The 17,506-nt window shown below is 69.3% G+C and carries 14 protein-coding genes and 3 pseudogenes; 8 read left to right on the top strand and 9 right to left on the bottom strand.

Annotated elements, in window-relative coordinates:
- Window positions 1–29: 29 nt before the first annotated feature.
- From C2R22_RS14230 to C2R22_RS14210, 5 genes and pseudogenes are all read right to left on the bottom strand, one after another.
- The gene (locus C2R22_RS14230) at window positions 30–1,364 is read right to left on the bottom strand and encodes an ABC transporter ATP-binding protein (protein ID WP_103426340.1); all 1,335 of its coding nucleotides are present in this window, start codon (window positions 1,362–1,364) and stop codon (window positions 30–32) included.
- A pseudogene (locus C2R22_RS14225) lies at window positions 1,357–2,606 on the bottom strand (ABC transporter ATP-binding protein). Before C2R22_RS14225 ends, C2R22_RS14230 begins: the two are co-directional and overlap by 8 nt.
- Window positions 2,603–3,716, bottom strand: a pseudogene (locus C2R22_RS14220) (ABC transporter permease). The pseudogenes C2R22_RS14225 and C2R22_RS14220 overlap by 4 nt, the downstream one beginning before the upstream one ends.
- Window positions 3,716–4,714 carry an ABC transporter permease gene (locus C2R22_RS14215; RefSeq protein ID WP_103426339.1) on the bottom strand — a complete coding sequence of 333 codons (999 nt, stop codon included), beginning with the start codon at window positions 4,712–4,714 and terminating at the stop codon, window positions 3,716–3,718. The pseudogene C2R22_RS14220 and the gene C2R22_RS14215 overlap by 1 nt, the downstream one beginning before the upstream one ends.
- 7 nt (window positions 4,715–4,721) lie before the next feature.
- Window positions 4,722–6,371: an ABC transporter substrate-binding protein gene (locus C2R22_RS14210; protein WP_103426338.1), complete on the bottom strand. Its 1,650-nt coding sequence runs from the start codon at window positions 6,369–6,371 to the stop codon at window positions 4,722–4,724.
- A gap of 150 nt (window positions 6,372–6,521) precedes the next feature.
- Between C2R22_RS14210 and C2R22_RS14205 the strand changes: the two genes are divergently transcribed.
- Window positions 6,522–7,166 carry a ribonuclease H family protein gene (locus tag C2R22_RS14205; RefSeq protein ID WP_103426337.1) on the top strand — a complete coding sequence of 215 codons (645 nt, stop codon included), beginning with the start codon at window positions 6,522–6,524 and terminating at the stop codon, window positions 7,164–7,166.
- 17 nt (window positions 7,167–7,183) lie between these two features.
- On the opposite strand, the gene C2R22_RS14200 is transcribed toward C2R22_RS14205, so the two are convergent.
- On the bottom strand, window positions 7,184–7,957 hold the full coding sequence (locus C2R22_RS14200) for a sulfite exporter TauE/SafE family protein (protein ID WP_103426336.1): 774 nt from the start codon (window positions 7,955–7,957) through the stop codon (window positions 7,184–7,186).
- A 108-nt stretch (window positions 7,958–8,065) separates the two neighbouring features.
- On the opposite strand from C2R22_RS14200, the gene C2R22_RS14195 reads away from it, so the two are divergent.
- From C2R22_RS14195 to C2R22_RS27675, 3 genes and pseudogenes are all read left to right on the top strand, one after another.
- A complete protein-coding gene (locus tag C2R22_RS14195; protein ID WP_103426335.1) occupies window positions 8,066–8,773 on the top strand; it encodes a twin-arginine translocase subunit TatC in 708 nt (235 codons plus the stop codon).
- Window positions 8,774–8,868: 95 nt separating this feature from the next.
- A pseudogene (locus C2R22_RS27680) lies at window positions 8,869–9,114 on the top strand (winged helix-turn-helix domain-containing protein); the annotation flags it as partial.
- A 68-nt stretch (window positions 9,115–9,182) separates the two neighbouring features.
- On the top strand, window positions 9,183–9,809 hold the full coding sequence (locus C2R22_RS27675) for a DUF7351 domain-containing protein (RefSeq protein WP_449329038.1): 627 nt from the start codon (window positions 9,183–9,185) through the stop codon (window positions 9,807–9,809).
- 37 nt (window positions 9,810–9,846) lie between these two features.
- Here C2R22_RS27675 and C2R22_RS14180 read toward each other — a convergent pair whose 3' ends face one another.
- Both C2R22_RS14180 and C2R22_RS14175 read right to left on the bottom strand, forming a co-directional pair.
- Window positions 9,847–12,096, bottom strand: a complete 2,250-nt coding sequence (locus C2R22_RS14180; RefSeq protein WP_103426332.1) for an NADP-dependent malic enzyme — start codon at window positions 12,094–12,096, stop codon at window positions 9,847–9,849.
- Between the two features lie 78 nt (window positions 12,097–12,174).
- On the bottom strand, window positions 12,175–13,284 hold the full coding sequence (locus tag C2R22_RS14175; protein ID WP_103426331.1) for a M24 family metallopeptidase: 1,110 nt from the start codon (window positions 13,282–13,284) through the stop codon (window positions 12,175–12,177).
- A gap of 107 nt (window positions 13,285–13,391) precedes the next feature.
- On the opposite strand from C2R22_RS14175, the gene C2R22_RS14170 reads away from it, so the two are divergent.
- The 4 genes from C2R22_RS14170 (at window position 13,392) to C2R22_RS26985 (ending at window position 15,952) form a co-directional block, all read left to right on the top strand.
- Window positions 13,392–14,261 carry a COX15/CtaA family protein gene (locus C2R22_RS14170; RefSeq protein ID WP_103426330.1) on the top strand — a complete coding sequence of 290 codons (870 nt, stop codon included), beginning with the start codon at window positions 13,392–13,394 and terminating at the stop codon, window positions 14,259–14,261.
- A gap of 150 nt (window positions 14,262–14,411) precedes the next feature.
- The gene (locus C2R22_RS14165) at window positions 14,412–14,612 is read left to right on the top strand and encodes a hypothetical protein (RefSeq protein ID WP_103426329.1); all 201 of its coding nucleotides are present in this window, start codon (window positions 14,412–14,414) and stop codon (window positions 14,610–14,612) included.
- Between the two features lie 52 nt (window positions 14,613–14,664).
- Window positions 14,665–15,738 (top strand): TrmB family transcriptional regulator, encoded by a 1,074-nt coding sequence (locus C2R22_RS14160; protein WP_103426328.1) that lies wholly within the window; start codon window positions 14,665–14,667, stop codon window positions 15,736–15,738.
- 91 nt (window positions 15,739–15,829) lie between these two features.
- Window positions 15,830–15,952, top strand: coding sequence for a hypothetical protein (locus C2R22_RS26985; RefSeq protein ID WP_281259239.1), 123 nt, complete (start codon window positions 15,830–15,832; stop codon window positions 15,950–15,952).
- A 468-nt stretch (window positions 15,953–16,420) separates the two neighbouring features.
- Here the strand turns inward: C2R22_RS26985 and C2R22_RS14155 are convergent, their stop codons facing one another.
- Window positions 16,421–17,479 (bottom strand): zinc-dependent alcohol dehydrogenase family protein, encoded by a 1,059-nt coding sequence (locus C2R22_RS14155; RefSeq protein WP_103426327.1) that lies wholly within the window; start codon window positions 17,477–17,479, stop codon window positions 16,421–16,423.
- Window positions 17,480–17,506 lie beyond the last annotated feature (27 nt).

Raw genomic sequence — 17,506 nt, 5'->3', positions numbered from 1 at the left:
GCTCCAGTCGTCGGGAAGAGAAGTGTCTTTCAGTTCGTCCTCGTGGTGTCGTCCGTCCGGGACGTCGGCGTCTCCTCCCCGCCGACGAGGTGACACGCGGCGGTGTGTTCGTCGGCCCCAAGCGTCGGTTGGTCCGTCTCACAGACGCTCGCGAACCGCTCCGCGAGGAGGTCGGTCGCCGTCGCGTGCTCTTCTCGCGCCAGCGCCGCCACGGCCTCTCCGACGACGCGCTCGTTCTCCCCCGAGAGGGTCTGTCCGTCGAGATACGTCTCGCGGACGGATTCGACGAACGCCTCCTCGTCGCCGCGCTCGGCGTCGAGTCGGCCCCACACCGACTCGGCGTCGAGGTCGCCGCGTTCGAGCGCGTCGCGGAGGTCCATCACGGCGCGGTAAGCCCCTTGGTCGATGTCCACGTCCGCAGGCGGAATCACCACGGGACACCGCGTCCGGAACCGACAGCCGGAGGGAGGGTTCCGCGGGGAGGGCACGTCGCCGGTCAGCGTCTCGACGTACCGTCCCTGTTCTTCGACACTGGCGCGCGGGACACTCTCCAAGAGCGCCTGCGTGTACGGGTGGTCCGGCGACTCGAAGATGGCGTCGACGGGGCCGAGTTCGACGACGCTTCCGAGATACATCACGGCGACGCGGTCGCACAGATGCCGCACCACGCTCAGGTCGTGTGCGATGAACAGGTACGTGAGGCCGAACTCGTCCTGCAGGTCCGAGAGGAGGTTCAGCACCTGCGCCTGGACGCTCACGTCGAGCGCCGACACCGGCTCGTCGAGGACGATGAAGTCGGGGTCGAGCGCCAGCGCCCGGGCGATGCCGACGCGCTGGCGCTGGCCGCCCGAGAACTCGTGGGGGTACCGGTCGAGCTGTGAGGCCGAGAGACCGACGCGTTCGAGCAGGTCGGCGGCGCGCTCGCGGCGCCACTCCCGTGCGCTCCCCTCGACGGGTTCGTCGGGGAGGTCGTGGACGACGAGCGGTTCGGCGATTATCTCGCCGACGGTCATTCGCGGGTCCAGGCTCGAAAAGGGGTCCTGAAAGACGATCTGTGCCCGACGGCGAAAGCGCGCGAGGTCGCTTCCGCTCAACTCCGACACCGACTCGCCGTCGAACCGGACGTCGCCGCCGGTGGCCTCGCGGAGTCTGAGCACCGTCTCGCCGGTCGTGGACTTCCCACAGCCCGACTCGCCGACCAGTCCCAGGGTCTCCCCCTCGTGGATGTCGAAGCTCACGCCGTCGACGGCCTTCACGCTCCGCGTCTCGTTCCCCAGTAGCCGGTCGACGAGCGTGTCCTGCTCGAAGTAGTACTTCTGGAGGTCGCGGACCTCGACGAGCGGGCGCTCCTCGCCGCTAGTCATCCGCGCGCACCTCCGTTTCCTCCCCCGCTCCGTCGCGTTCGTCGAAGAAGCCGTCGTCGAGCGCGTCCGCCCGGTCGAACTCCCGGTCGGCGAGGACACACCGGACCGCGTGCTCGTCGTCGACCGTCCGCTCGTCGATGCGGTGGAGACACGCGTCCATCGCCTTCGGACAGCGGTCCGCGAAGTAACAGCGGTCGCCCATCTCCGAATCGAGGAGGGAGGGAACGTTCCCCTCGATGGGCTGGAGCCGCGGGGCCGGGTTCTGGAGGTCCGGAATCGACCCCAGGAGCCCCTGCGTGTACGGGTGGACGGGGGTCTCGAACACGTCTTCGAGGGTCCCGCGCTCGACGATTTCGCCGGCGTACATCACGCCGACCCGGTCGCACATCCGCGCGATGACGCCCAGGTCGTGGGTGATCATCACGACGCTCATCCCTCTTTCGTCCTGGAGGTCGCGCAGGAGGTTCAGTATCTGCGCCTGAATCGTGACGTCGAGCGCCGTCGTGGGCTCGTCCGCGACGAGGACGTCCGGTTCGCCCGCGAGCGCCTGTGCGACCATCGCCCGCTGGAGCATCCCCCCGAGAACTGGTGGGGGTACTCCTCCGCGCGCTCTTCGGGGTCCGGGATGCCGACCTGTTCGAGCAGTTCGACCGCCCGCTCCTGGCTCGCCTCGGAGACGTAGTCCCGCGAGGGGAGCAGGGTGTCGCGGATGTAGCTGGCGAGGCCGTACCCCTGGGTGCGCGAGCGCGTCCGCCGGGGGTTCGCGCGCGCGCGACGCTGCACCTCGACCGCCTCGGCGATCTGTGTCCCCACCGTGATCGAGGGGTTGAACGACGACATCGGGTCCTGGAACACCATCGAGAACGCCGGCCCGCGGAGCGACCGCCGCACGCCTTCGGGAACCTCCCGGAGGTCGACGAAGTCGCCGTCGACGGCGTCGGGCGTGGAGTCGCGGAACTCCTCGGCGAGGTCCGGGTTCCGGTACCACACCTCGCCGCTCGTGATCCGGCCGGGCGACTCGATGAGGTCGAGGAGCGAGAGCGCCGTCACCGACTTTCCCGACCCCGACTCGCCGACGATGCCGAACACCTCGCCGTCGCGGACGTCGAAGCTCACGCCCTCGACGGCGTTGATCTGTCCCTCCTCGGTGAAAAAGCGCGTTCGAAGGTCGCGGACGCGGAGGAGCGTCTCCCCGGTCGACCTCGAATTCGAATCCGACCCTGAACGCGAAGGCGAACTCATACGCCACCCTCCCCTTCGATACCGGGGTCTAACGCGTCACGCAGCCAGTCCCCGACGAGGTTGAGGCCGATGACGGTGATCACGATAGCGAGGCCGGGCATCGTCGATATCCACCACGCGGTCGACTGGTACTGCCGGCCGAGCGCGATGTCGAACCCCCACGAGACGTTCGCCCCGAGAAACCGAGGAACGAGAGCGCACTCTCTAAGAGGATGATGGCGGCCACCTGGATGGTCGCCAGGACGAGGATGGGCGTGATGGCGTTCGGCAGGACGTGCTTGAACACGATTCTGGTGTCGGACGCGCCCACCGCCCGGGCGGCCTTGACGTACTCCTCCTCTCTCAACGCCAGGGCCTCCCCCGCGACACGCGGGCGAACCAGACCCAGTTGACGAGCGCGACGACGACCACGACCGTCCCCGGGAGGACGACCGTCGTCGGCATCGACCCGGCGGACGAGAGACCGACGGCGCTCCGCCACGCCTCCTCGACGCCCGTGACCACCAGCGGGTCGGGAAAGCGCACCTGCGCCTGCCCCCAGACGCCGACGAGGGCGATGGCGAGCACGAGCGAGGGGAACGCGAGCATCACGTCCGCCGCGCGCATGAGGGCGTCGTCGACGCGGCCGCGGGCGTAGCCGGCGGTGAGGCCGACGGTGACGCCGACGAGCGCGGCGAGCGTGGTTCCGAAGACGCCGACGAGCATCGACGTTCGCGCGCCGTAGATGAGCCGCGAGAGGATGTCGCGGCCGTTCCCGTCGGTACCGAGCGGGTGTGCGAGCGTCGCGTTGTTCGAGACGACTCTCGTCTCGGTGACGACGCTCCCGTCCTCGATGACGACGCTCCCGTTCTCGGTCTTCGTCACCTCCTGTGTCTCCGTGGTCGAAAAGCCCAGCGGCGGTTCGCGCGCCTCTTCGAGGTTCTGTGAGCCGGGGTTGTACGGGGCGATGAGCGGCGCCAGCGTCGCCACCGCGAGCACGAGCGCGACGACGACGATGCCGACCTTCGCCAGCGAGTTCCGCCGGAGTTCGCGCCTGAGGCTCCTGACGGTACGGGGCGACACCGCGGAGCGAAGCGACCGAACGACGGCGGCGAGGACGTCCGAGCGCATCAGTCGAACGCCACCTGCGGGTTGACGTACGCGTACAGCGTGTCGACGAGGATGTTCACGAGGACGAAGCCGACGGCGACGATGATGAGAGAGCCCTGCAACACCGGCCAGTCGCGTGCGTTGATGGAGTTGATGATCAGGGTTCCGAGGCCGGGCCAGGCGAAGACGGCCTCGGTGATGACCGCCCCGCCGATGAGCGTCCCCAGTTGGAGGCCGACGACGGTGATGACGGGAATGAGCGTGTTCCGGAGCGCGTGCCGGTAGCGCGTGAGCGTCTCGGGCAACCCTTTGGCGCGGGCGGCTCTGACGTAGGTCTTCCCCAGTTCGTCGAGCATCCCGCTTCTGGTCAGCCGGGTGATGAGCGCCGTGAAGTACGTTCCCAGCGTGACGGCGGGGAGCGTGATGTGCCACGCCCACGCCAGCAGGCCGTCGACCGCGTTCCCGACCTGCCCCGCGACGAGGAGGCCGAACACGCCGTCCAGTCCGATCGGTCGCTGGCTCGTCGGGAAGAGGTCCAGTTGGACGGCGAGGACGATGATGAGCATCACGCCGAGCCAGAAGTTCGGCGTCGAAATCCCCAAGAGCGAGAACAGCGTCGCGCCGTAGTCGGCGGGTTCGTGCCGGCGGGTCGCGCTCACCACGCCCAGCGGAATGGCGATGACGACGGCGACGACCGTCGCGGCGATGGCGAGTTCGAGCGTCGCGGGCACCTTCGAGAGCACCCTGCCGGTGACGGGCGTCCGGGTCACGAGCGAGAGGCCGAGGTCACCGACGGGGATGCCGGCGACGAACTCGAAGTACTGGACGTGCAGCGGTTTGTTGAGGCCGAGTTCGGCGATCACCTGCTGTCGTACCTGGGGGTCGACGTCCGGCGGGAGGAGGACGTTCGCGGGGTCGCCCGGGGAGATGAACCGGAGGCCGAACACCACCGTGACGACCCCCCAGACGACGAGGACGCCCTGGAGCGCGCGCTTGACGAGGAACCTGGCCAGCGACATCGACAGCCTACTGGGGGGTCATCGCCGACGCGTCGATGCGCTCGTCGCTGCGTGGCTCCCACGCGACGCGCTCGGAGACGCCGTAGACGCTGTACTGGCGGTTCAGGAAGACCCACGGCGCCTGGTCGTGCGCGAGGGCGTTCGCCTCCTGCAGCGTCGCCTCGCGGGTGTCGCCTGACTGGTCGCCCGCGTCGGCGAGCAAGGAGTCGAACTCCTCGTTGCTCCACGAGGAGAGCGCGCCGTCGCTGGTCAACAGCGCGGTCATGACGAGGCCGCCGTCGAAGGTGGCCTCGCCCCAGCCGATGAGGTACCACGGCGGCTTGTCCTCGATGTTTCCGGTCAGGAGTTCGTCGACGAGCGACCCGAAGTCGCGCTGGCGCACGGTGGCGGAGACGTTCGGGAGTTCGTCGATGAAGCCCGCGACCGCCTGGGCGATTTCGAGGTCCTTCAGGTACCGGCCGACGGGCGTGTTGAGTTCGATTTCGACGCCGGCGTGACCGCTCTCCTCGACGAGACGCTCGGCCTCGTCGGGGTCGTACGGGTACGGCTCGACGTCGGGGTTGTGCCCGACGAAGCTTTCGAGGGTGGGTTGGCCGGTGGGCGACCCGAACCCGCCGAGGACGTTCTCGACGATGCTGTTCAGGTCGACGGCGTAGTTCATCGCCTGGCGGAACTGCTGGGACGAGAACGGCTCGACGTCGTAGCGCATCGCGTTGTAGATGATGCGCGTACTCGGCGCGGCGGCGATGCGCGTGCCGGAGTTGTCGTTGACCCGCTGGACCTCCTGTGGCGGGACGTTCACGATGACGTCGGCCTCGCCCTGGAGCAGTTGATTGACCCGGGTGCCGGCCTCGCTGGCGGCGCGGAAGGTGAGTTCCGTCACCTCCACCGCGTCGCCCCAGTAGTTCTCGAACGGGGTGAAGACGACTTCCTCGTCCTCGGTGTACGATTCGAGCTGGAAGGGTCCGGTGCCGTTCATCTGCTGGCCGACCTCGGCCTTCGAGCGCTCCTCTACCCAACTCTGCTGCATCACGTCGCAGTAGGTGGCGAACTCGGAGAAGACGATAGGGTTGAGGCCGTCGTTCTGGACCGTCACGGTCGTCTCGTCGGTGGCTTCCGCGCCCGTGACGCCGGCGAGTTGGTCGCGCTGCGGGCTGGCGAAGCCGACGTCCTCCTGCACGATGCGGTTGATGGAGTACGCGACGTCGTCGGGCGTGAGGGTGTCGCCGTTGTGGAACGGCACGTCCTCGCGGATGGTGAACGTGACCGTGTTCTCGCCGTCGACCCGTTCGTACCCCGTCGCGAGCGCCTCGGTGATGGTCCCGTCCGCGGTGCGGGTGAGGACGCCCTCGTACGCGTGGAGCATCACGACGTCCGTCGGCGTCTCGCGGTGGTCGTGGGGGTCGAGCCCCGAGGGCATGTTCCCCTGGACGATGGTGACGGGGAAGTCACCGGTCGACTCGCTCCCGCCCGATTCGGACGTCTCGGTCGACATCTCGGTGGATTCGCCACCCGAGTCGGTCGACGCTTCGGTCGAACCACCCCCCTCGCCCTCGGAACCTCCCGTTCCGCTACAGCCAGCGAGCGCGGCCGTCGTCGCCGCGCCGCCAGTCAGTTTGAGGAACGCTCGCCTGTCGAGTCGGTCGTCAGCGGTCATAGGCATCCTTTGCGCAGGTCCGGTATTATATGCTATGGGTACACGTGGTGTCCGCATCGTCCGCGCCTCCCCCCGACCGCGCTTCCGTCGACCGGTGACGGGGCCCCCCGGCTGGCGTATGTTTAAGTAGTCCGGTTTCCAAATCGGAGTATGGCCGTTCACGGCCGTCAAACGCTTCGGAACCTGTTCGACGACTCCCCGACGCCCCACATCGCGCACCCGCCGCGCACACACCATCGCCACTTCTACGTCGCCACCGACGGCTCCTACCGACCGGACGGTGGCGGCCTCGGCGCCGTCATCGAGGCCCGCGACGGGACACGCGTCGCTCGGATCGCACTCCCCGACACCCCGCCCGACAACAACGTCGCGGAGTACCGCGCGCTCCACCTGGGGCTGGACGTCCTCGCCGCCCGCGCGCCGCCGGACGCGCTCGTCGGCGTCCTCGTCGACCACGACGACCTGGCGGGCAACGTCAACAGCGCCGTGCTCGAGACGCGCCAGCCCGGCTGGCAGCCCGGCCGCAAGCCCTCGATTCCCGCCGGGAGCGAACACCACTGGCGGGGTATCCAGGCGCGCATCGCCGGCTTCGGCGAACTCCGCGCCGCCCGCATCGACTCCCGCGACAACCCCGCTCACCCGCTCGCGAACGCGCCCGCCGAGTACGCGCACGTCAACCGACAGCCGGACCGGTGCGTGCTTCCGGACGCCCCGACTGGGACGGCAGAGACGGCCGAACCCCAGTACCCGCCCCCGTCGCGCTTCGACCGCGCCGGCGGCGTCGGGAGCGACTGAACGCCCCGCCGACGCGGTCACAGCCCGAGTCCCGTCGTGACCAACCGCGCGCCGACGAACGCAAGGAGGGCGAACATCCCCGCCCGTCGGACCCGCCGAGCGAGTCGCGGGCGGACGCGCCGGCCGACCGAGACGCCGACGAGCCCTGGCACCGCGGCGACGGCCGAGAGCGCCAACAGGCCGCCGTCCTCGTACAGGCCCAGCGCGCCGGCGACGACCACCCTGACGCCCGAGATGCCGAGAAAGACCATCGCGACCACGCCGACGAACGTCCGGTGGTCGAGTTCGAGACTCTGCAGGTAGGCGACGACCTGTACGCCGACGTTCGAGGCACCGAACACCAGCCCCGAGACCGCACCCAGGAGGAGTTTCACCCGGGTCGTCTCGGAGACGCGGCCCCGAATCCACGACTCGCCGGGGAGCGGATACCGCTCCTGTGCGTACGCGAGGAACCCGAAGACGAACAGCCCGAGCGCGAGCGTGAGCGGCCGCCTCGGGACCCGGGGGAGGAGACTCATACCGACGACGGTTCCGACGAGTGCCGTCGCGACGAACGGCCAGAAGCGCTTCGCACACCGCTTCACCCCCGCCCCGTCGAGTTCCCGGACGAGCGAGACGTTCGCCCCCAGAATGGGAAGGATCATCAACACGACGGCCGCCTGCGGTTCCACGACCATCGCGAGTAGCCCCGTCCCGACGACGGAGTAGCCGAAGCCGTTCACCCCGGTCACGACTCCACCGAGCGCGACGATGCCGAAGACGAGTACCGTGGTTGGCGACGGAGGGAGCATCGAGTCGGTCGACGCGGGTGAGAGAGATGAACACGTTGCCGGAGTGCGGCGGCCGTGCCCGACGGGCCGGGAGAAAGTTGACAACCGACCACGCGCCACCCACGCCCGATGCACTCGGACGTCGTTCCCGCTCGCCCCCCGCTCGGGCGGCGGCGCTCGCCGCTCGGCACCGCCCTCCGCAGTCGCCCCCGTCGACTCGTCGCCGTCTTCGTTCTCGGCCTCCTCCTCACGACGGGGTGCGTAGCACTGGTCGCCGCGACGGTCGACCTCTCGCCGTGGCTCGGTTCGGTCAGCGAGGCCGACCCGACCGGGTCGCTCTCGACGCTCCGACTCGCGCTCGAAGCCGGCCTCCTCGGCGGCCTCGCCGCGACTGCACTCGCCGTCACCGCCCGTCTCGTCCGTGACCGCCGCGTCCGACCGGCACGCGCCGTCGGTCCGCTGGCCGCCGCCGGATGTGGGTTCGTCTCCGGTGTGCTGGTCGCCGTGGCCGTCCTGCCTGCGCTCCTCACGCTCCGGACGGGAGCGACCGGCGTGCCGCTCGGGTCGGCCGTCGACCCCACGGGCGTCGCAGAACTCGTCTGCTTCTTCCCGCTCGGCGTCGGCGTCGGCACCGCTCTCCCCGGCCTCCTCGTCGCCGCCGTCCGCGCCGGTGCGGTCCCTCGGTACACCTCGACGCGCCAGCGCGGGTTCGTCGCGCTCGCCGTCGTGACGCTCGCGGCGACCCACTCGCCGGCCGACCTCCCGACGTTCGCGCTCCTCGCCGCCCCGCCGCTCGGGGGGTTCGGTCTCGGCGTGGCGTGGCTCGAATTCGCCTGAGCCGCGGCGCACCGGCCAGTCAAGTGGCCTATCCGCCGTGAGAGTGGCCTATCCGCCGTGAGACATTTCACGTGTCCCCGCGTGTCTCTCTGGTGATGGCGCCGGAGGACAGGGAGACGCCCTCGCCCGACGAGGCGTTCGCCACGCTCGGGAGCGAAACGCGACTGAGTATCCTCCAGGCGCTCGGCGCGGCCGACCGTCCGCTCGCGTTCTCGACGCTGTTCGACCGCGTCGACGTCGACGACTCCGGGCGGTTCAACTACCACCTCGGTCGGTTGGTGAGCCACTTCGTCGGCAAGACCGACGCGGGCTACGAACTCACGCAGGCGGGGCGGCGGGTGGTCGAGGCCGTCCTCTCCGGGGCCGTGACCGACGCGCCGGTGGTCGAGCGGACCCGCCTCGACCAGCCGTGTCACTACTGCGGCGCGCCAATCGAGGTGAGCTACCGCCAGGACCGGGTGTTGAAGTACTGCACCGACTGCCCCGGACGGAACCGGACCCCGAGGGGCGTCCCCGACGCCCCCGCCGAGGGCTACCTCGGGAGCCTCCCGCTGCCCCCGCAGGCGTCCAGGGACGGACGGCGAGCGAGGCGTACGAGGCCGCGTGGACCTGGGCCAACCTCGAATTTCTCGCGGAGGCGGCCGGAGTCTGCTCGCGCTGTTCGGCCGCGCTCTCCGAGTCGGTGACCGTCTGTGAGAGCCATACCGCCGAGGAAGACGTCTGCGCGGCGTGTGGGAACCGCCACGCCGTCCAGTTTTCGGCCGACTGTCCGAACTGTATCAACGACCTCCGGGGACCGTTCGTCCTGAAACTCGTCTCTCACACCGAACTGCTGGCCTTCCTCACCGCTCACGGCCTCAATCCGGTCGCGCCCTCCCGCGACTCCGTCGCGGCCGTCGACGCGGTCCACATGGACTACGAGGAGGAGGTGTGCTCCCGAGAGCCGTTCGAGGCGCGATTCACGTTCTCGGCCGACGGCGACACGCTCTCGCTCACGGTCGACGACGACCTGCAGGTGGTCGACGTGGAGCGGTGAAGAGACGAAAGGGAGAACCGAAGCGGGTCGAGCGCGGTTACTCGTTCTGCGCGTCGACGACCGCCACGCCCGCCAAGTTAACGATGTCTTTCACCTCGTCACCGCGCTGGAGGACGTGGACGGGTTTCGCCATCCCGACGAGCATCGGGCCGATGGCCTCCGCGCCGCCGAGGCGCTGGAGCAGTTTGTAGCCGATGTTCCCCGCCTCCAGGTTCGGGAACACGAGCACGTTCGCGGGGTCGTCGAGTTCGGAGAAGTCGTACGTCCCCTCCAGGATGTCCTCGACGACGGCGGTGTCGGCCTGCATCTCGCCGTCGACGGGGAAGTCGACCGCGGGGTCGTCGTGGAGCATCCGCACCGCCTCGCGCGGCTTGCGGGTGCCCTCGTTGTCGACCGACCCGAAGTTCGAGTACGAGAGGAGCGCCGCGGTGGGTTCGACGTTGAAGCTCCGGGCCAACTCGGCGGTGTGTTTCGTAATCTCCGCGAGCACCTCCGACGTCGGGTCGAGGTTCACCGTCGTGTCGGCGGCGAAGATGACCCGGTTACGGAAGGTGAGCAGATACACCCCGGCGGCGTAGTCGGCGTCCTCGGCGGTCCCGATGACCTGCAGCGGCGGGCGGAGCGCCGAGGGGTAGTGGTGGGTCAGCCCGGTCAGCATCGCGTCGGCGTCGCCCTCCTCGACCATCACGCTGGCGAAGTAGTTGCTGTCGCGGCGGATGAGTTCGCCCGCCTCCGACCGCGTGAGGCCCTTCCGCTGGCGGAGTTCGTACAGTCGGTCGGCGTAGTGCTCCCAGTCGCCGTTTCGTGGATCGGCGATCGACGGCTCGAACTCCAGCCCGAGACGCTGTGCCGTCCGCTGGATGCGCTCCTCGCGGCCGATGAGGACGGGGCGGGCGATGCCCTGCTCTTCCAACTGGTACGCGGCCCGGATCATCTTCTCGTCCGTGCCCTCCGCGAGCGCGACGACCTTCGGGTCGGACTTCGCCTTGTTGAGGACGACCCGCATCATCTCGCGGGACTTCCCGAGGCGGGCTTCGAGCCGTTCGACGTACTCCTGGGTGTCCAGTTCGGTCCGGGCCGAACCGGATTCGACGGCCGCCTCCGCGACCGCCGGGGCGACCTCGAACAGCACCCGCGGGTCCAGCGGCTTGGGGATGACGTAGTCGGGGCCGAACTGCAACGGCTGGTCGCCGTAGGCCTTCACGACCGCGTCGGGGACGTCCTGCCGGGCCAACTCGGCGAGGGCGCGGGCGGCCGCGAGCTTCATCTCCTCGTTTATCTCGGTGGCGCGCACGTCGAGCGCGCCGCGGAAGATGAAGGGGAACCCGAGGACGTTGTTCACCTGGTTCGGGTAGTCCGACCGTCCCGTCGCCATGATGACCGTGTCGTCTCGGGCCGCTTTGGCGTCCTCGTAGGTGATCTCCGGGTCGGGGTTCGCCATCGCGAAGACGACGGGGTTGTCGGCCATCGACTGGACCATCTCCTGGGAGACGATGCCGCCCACCGAGAGGCCGACGAACACGTCCGCGTCCTCCATGGCGTCCGCGAGGTCGCCGTCGGGGACGTCCTGGGCGTACTCGCGCTTGAACTCGTTGACGTCGTCGGCTCTGTTGGCCGTGATTATTCCCGTGGAGTCGCACATCACGATGTTCTCGTGGGTCGCCCCGAGCGACTCGTAGAAACGGGCGGTCGCGATGGCAGACGCCCCGGCGCCGGAGAAGACGACTTTCAGCTCCGAGAGCTCCTTGTCGACGAGTTCCGCGGCGTTCACCAGCGCGGCCCCGGAGATGATGGCCGTCCCGTGCTGGTCGTCGTGGAACACGGGGATGGACATCTCCTCGCGGAGGCGACGCTCGATTTCGAAACACTCCGGCGCCTTGATGTCCTCCAGGTTGATGCCGCCGAACGTCGGCTCCATCGCCGATATCGACTCGATCATGTCGTCGGGCGATTCGAGGTCGAGTTCGATGTCGAACACGTCGATGTCGGCGAAGCGCTTGAACAGCACGCCCTTCCCCTCCATCACCGGCTTCGACGCCTGCGCGCCGATGTTGCCCAGCCCCAGGACGGCCGAACCGTTCGAGATGACGCCGACGAGGTTCCCCTTCGCCGTGTACTCGTACGCCCTGTTCGCGTCGGCGTCGATGTCGAGACACGGGGCCGCGACTCCCGGCGAGTACGCCAGCGAGAGGTCGCGCTGGGTGTTCGTCGGCTTGGTCGTCGCGATCTCGATCTTCCCGGGTGGATCCTGACGGTGATACTCTCGCGCGTCGTCGTCTAATCCCATGACGCGGTGGTTAACCTGAATGCGTAAATAGATACTCCTGTCTGTCGATTTTACATTCGACGAACGTCGAAATCCCGCTCACTCCCAGTGGATGTCGTGTCGCTCCAGACTCGTGGTCCCCCAGACGGAGTCGACTTCCAGCGTCGGCCACTCGCCCGTCTCGGTCAGCGTCTCGAACCCCTCGCTCGTGACCAGGACCGTGTCCTCGCTCTTCGCGCCCTGCACCGTCGGGTTCCACGCGTACGCCATCGGCTCGTACACCCGCGCCTCGTGGTCGGGGGTGGCGATCCACTCTCGGCCCGCGAACCCGGCGGCCCCGCCCTGGTGGTGGTTGCGCCACTCGCCGTCCCAGCCCACCTCGGCGTAGGCGTCTTGGAGGTCGGCGAAGACGTTGCCCGCGCGGCCGGCGTTCCCGGCAGCCACCTGTGTCGCTTCGAGCGCGGACGCCTCCACGCGGGCCGCCGCAGTGTGGCGCTCTGTCAGCCACTCGGGCGGGTCGAACGCGACGGTCCGCGTGAGGCTCGCGTGGAGGCCGTCGCGTTCGGCGGTGACCGACACCAGCGCGTAGTCGCCCAGCCGTTCTTCCGTCGGGGTGTAGTGGCGGTACTGCGTCGCGCGCTCCGCTCCGCCGACGAGGGCGACGGGTGATTCGATGTCCCTCGCCCCGAGCGCGACGCGGAGCGCCGTCGCCACCTCCCGCTCGGTGTCGTCGGGTTCGAGTTCGCGACAGACCCGCTCGACGGCCGTGGCCGCCTCGTGGCCCAGCGCGCGGTAGCGGTCGACGTCGGCGTCGGTCAGCGGCTGGCGGAGGTCGGTCGGGTCGACCGTCTCGAATCCCGGTATCTCGACGTCGGCGGCCGCGGGCGTCGGCGAGTGCTCCCCGAGCGCGTCGGCGAGCGACCCCGAGAACCATTCGTAGGTCTCCACCTCGACCGCCTCGGGGAGTTCCTCGTCGGCGAGTCGGAGGGCCTCGATGTTGTCCGTCACGACTCGAACGTCGCTGCCGTCGTATCCGGCGGCCGCGACGCCGTGTGGGGACGTCCGGTCGACGACGTTGTCGCCGCCTCCGGTGAGCCAGGCGAACGAGGGCGGCTGTGCGAACCAGACGGCTTCGAGGTCGTTCGCGCGGAGGTACTCGTCGAGTCGCGCGACCCGCTCGTCGTGATCGGCCCCGGTCGGCGTCGTCATGCCCACGGGTCGTCACCCGTACCTCTTGAATCGGTCGCCGACCGCCCGATTCCCCGCACGCGGGACACAGAGTCAGGCATAAGTACGAACGGGCCCGACCTCGGGTAATGAGCCAGTATCGCCCCTCGTGGCTGTCGTTCCGGCGGTTCGCGGCGTTCACCACGGGCCTCGTGTTGACGCTCATGATGCTCGGCGTCTACACCGCCGCGACCGGTTCGGGACTGGCCTGCTCGGCGCAGTGGCCGCTGTGTGACAACGGCCTCCTCCCCCAGACCATCCCCTCGTTCATCGAGTGGTTCCACCGCCTCGTCGCGATGGTCGCGGGCTTTTTCATCCTCGGGACCGCCCTCTGGGCCTTCGCGGGCGACGACAGGCGGACGAAGACCGCGGCCGCTATCGCCGTCGTCCTCCTCCCGTTACAGGTGTCTATCGGCGCCGTCACCGTGACGCTGAACGGCCTCCTCCCGGGGGGGTACGCCCCCTCGACGCAGGGTGCGCATCTCGTCGTCGCGCTCACTATCTTCACCGCGCTCGTGGTGACGACGCTCCGGACCTACTCGGACGTGTGGACGCGGCCGGCGCTCGACCGGGCCCGCCTCGCGTGTCTCGTCGCCCTCGGCCTCGTCCCGGTTTCGGTCGCGCTCTCCCGGGTGTTCACGCTCGTCCCGTACTCGCCGGCCGCCCAGGCCGCCTTCTACGGCGTGTCGCTCGCGCTGTTCGCGGCGCTCGTCGCGGCGGCAGCCTGGGTCGGACCCACGCCCGCGTCCCGGCTTCGACTCCCGCTCGGCGCCGCGCTCGCGGCGACGTTCGGCGTGTTGCTCCTCGGGCGTGACCTCGTCTTCTACACGGTCACCTGGCGGGCGACAAACACCGCGCTGTTCGTTCTCGTCAGCCTCCTCGTCGGCGTCGTCGTCTGGGCACTGCGTCGTCAGGACGCCCCCGTCCGACGCGAGTCCCGGGGCGTCTCCGGCGACTGACTCCCCAGACCCGAGACGCACGACGGCTCGGCCCGCGGACGCTCCGGGCAGGCCCTGCGACTTCGGACCGGCCGAAACCCCTTGAACTTCTATTCACAATTGATATCCGAGCAAGAAGGCTTATACCGGCGGGTCCGCTCAACCCGGGTGATGACACTCGCATCGGCGCCCGAACGCCCCGACGGAAGCCAGCACCGCGGTTCGCCCTCCATCGCCGCCGAACGACCGAAGACGCTCCTGTTCTGTCCGTGCGGCCGCGAGGCCGCCCCCGACGAGTGGCGCGTCGACCGAGACGGCACTCACCGACGCCTCGTCTGCCCCGACTGCGGGGAGACGCTCACCGTCCGCTGACGCTCGTTCTCCCCGGCGGTACGTCTACGTGCTCCCCCGGCGAGTATCCCGTATGGAGCGCGACGAACTCACCGCGACGCTCGAAGAGGCGGGGCTCTCGCCGTATCAGGCCGAGGCGTACGTCACGCTGCTCTCGGCCGGGTCGGTGTCGGCGGGCGACCTCGCCGAGATGAGCGGCGTCCCCCGTCCGCGCATCTACGACGTCCTGCGTGACCTCGAATCGGCGGGGTATGTCACGACGTACGAGCAGGACCGCCTCTACGCGCAGGCGGTCGCCCCAGAAGAACTCAGGCCGCTCCGTGAGCGACTCGCCCGACTGGAGTCGGCGCTCGACGAGATCGAAGACCGGTACCGGACGCCCGCGACCCGCGAGGGGAGCGTCACGCTCGTCACGCAGTTCGACACCGTCTTCGGGCAGGCGACGCGTGACATCGGGGTCGCCGAGCGACACGTCCAGGCCGTGCTGTCGCTCGACCAGTACGAGCGCTTAGCGGAAGTGCTCGCGGACGCGTACGACCGCGGCGTGTACGTCCAGGTGTCGCTGTACGCGGCCGACGACGAACCCCTGCCCGGCCCCGGTGAGTTCGCGGGCGTCTGCACCGAGGTTCGGCGACTCGGCTTTCCCAAGCCGTTTCTCGTGCTGACCGACCGCCAGCGCGTGAGTTTCTCGCCGAAGGGGCGCTCGATGGACGAGTACGGCGTCCTCGTCGACGACCGCGCGACGGCGTTCGTCTTCCACTGGTTCTTCCTCACCTCCTGCTGGGAGGTGTACGAACCGATCCACGCCGACGTGCGGGACACGCCGCCCTTCACGTTCGTGGAGATAACCGACGCGGTCCGCTATCTCGAAGACCTCGTCCACGACGGGGCCACCGTTCACGTCCGGGTCGAGGGCTACAGCGTCAGAACCGGCCGCCATCGGCGCGTTTCCGGCACCGTCGTCGACGTCGACTACGTCGGCCACGAGGGCGACGGCGTCGAGGCGCCCTCGCTCGTCCAACTCGCCGCGCAGGCGACGCTCATCGTCGAGACGGACGACGGAACGCTCACGGTCGGCGGGGAAGGGGCGCTCGCCGAGGACGTCAGCGCGGACAGAATCGTCGTCGAACGTATCGACCACGCGTGACCTGTTTTCCCGCCGAGACGTCTGTTACAACGGCTATTGTTAAGAAAATTGATAAGTTTTATCTCCTCGCTCCCCGTCTCTCGGGACGAGGATGAAGATGAACCAGATCAAGTCCCAGACCCAGACCCGCACCGACTCGACGACCACCCGCCGCCGCGGCTTCATGAACTGGTGGGTCGCCGCCGGCCTCGCTCATGGCGCCGGCGCCGGATAGGACAGACGGACCGCGTTCCGATTCGCTTTTTCGACGTTCGGTGATCTGATACGTGACGGAGGAACGGTTGGACAGGCGTCGAGAACATCGACGAGACCGAGAGGACCACTGAGACCGCGAACGAGACTGCGATCGCGCAGTACACGGGCGCGATGAGGCCACAATCCTCCCCAACCGATTCCTTCGTGACCTCCTTTCAGTCGGTCACTCAGTCATCCCTCGCGCGGTGCCGGCGCGACAGACAGTCGCGCCAGCACGCGCCACCGCACTACAAGAGGGCGGTGGCGCGTGAGAGCGAGCGATACGCGAGCGAACGCGCGAGGGCCCGCGAGCGCCTCTGTGCGCGAGCGACCGGGTGGGGAGTGAGGCTTCGGTCACCGCGCCCGTGTCCCGCCGGTTTCAGTACTCCTGAGACCTCACGCAACTGCACGACCTTACCGAGTTACACCCACTCTCGGCCGCGTTCGCTCAGAACTCCGTGACCACTTCGACGCCGACCGTCTCGTAGTCGGTCATCGCCGCCAATCTGTCGGAGACGTCGTCCAGCGACACCTCGCGCGTGACGAGCGTCTCGGGCGAGACGGCACCGCTCTCGACGAGGCCGAACAGTTCGTCGTACCGCGTCGGCGGCATCCCCCGGGAGCCGACGAACGACACCTCCCAGCGGGTCATCCAATCGGTGGGGAGCGACACCTCGCCGCGTTCGGCGTCGGTGGTGAGGCCGACCTGGACGTGCGTCCCGCCGGGGCGGACACAGCGGACGGAGTTGCGACAGGTCTCCGCGCGGCCCAGCGCGTCGAGCGAGACGTCCGCCCCGTCGCCCGTTACCTCCTCGATTTCGCCCACGACGTCCGTCTCGGTGGCGTCGACAGTGACCGTGGCGCCCACCTCGCCGGCGAGCGCGAGCGCCTCCTCGCGGATGTCGACCGCGACGGTCCGGTGGCCGGCCGCCCGCGCGACGGACAGCGCCGAGAGGCCGACGCCGCCGCACCCGTGGACGGCGACCCACGACCCCGGCGGCGGCGACACCCGATGTGCCAACGCGTGGTAGGCCGTCATGAACCGACAGCCGAGCGCCGCGACGTCCACCGGCGCCACCGCGTCGGGGAGCGCGAGCAGGTTGTAGTCCGCGTGGGGGACGTGCACCCGTTCGGCGAACGCGCCGGGAGCGTCGCTCGAAAAGCCGAGCGCGCTCCCGTCGACGCAGCGGTTCCCGTGGCCGGCCAGACACCGTGGACAGGAGCCGTCACCGAGGTTGAACGGGACGGCGACCCGGTCGCCGACCGCGTACTCGGATACGCGGTCGCCGGCGTCGACGACGGTTCCGGCGGGTTCGTGCCCGAGTACCTGCCCCCGCGGCACCTGGTCGTCGGCCCACTCGCCGTGGCCCTGCCAGGCGTGCCAGTCGCTCCGGCAGATGCCACAGGCTTCCACCTCCACCACGACCCCGTCCGGCGTCGGCTTCGGGTCGTCGAGCGAGCGGATCGACAGCGGCTCTCCGTACTCGGTGAGGACAGCAGCGCGCATGCCGGCCGTTCGTGGCCGGGGGTAAAA

It is taken from the genome of Salinigranum rubrum (genome assembly GCF_002906575.1).
GTDB lineage: Archaea > Halobacteriota > Halobacteria > Halobacteriales > Haloferacaceae > Salinigranum > Salinigranum rubrum.
The sequence above is the reverse complement of the archived record's forward strand: the minus strand, read 5'-3'. Positions and strand labels throughout refer to the sequence as shown.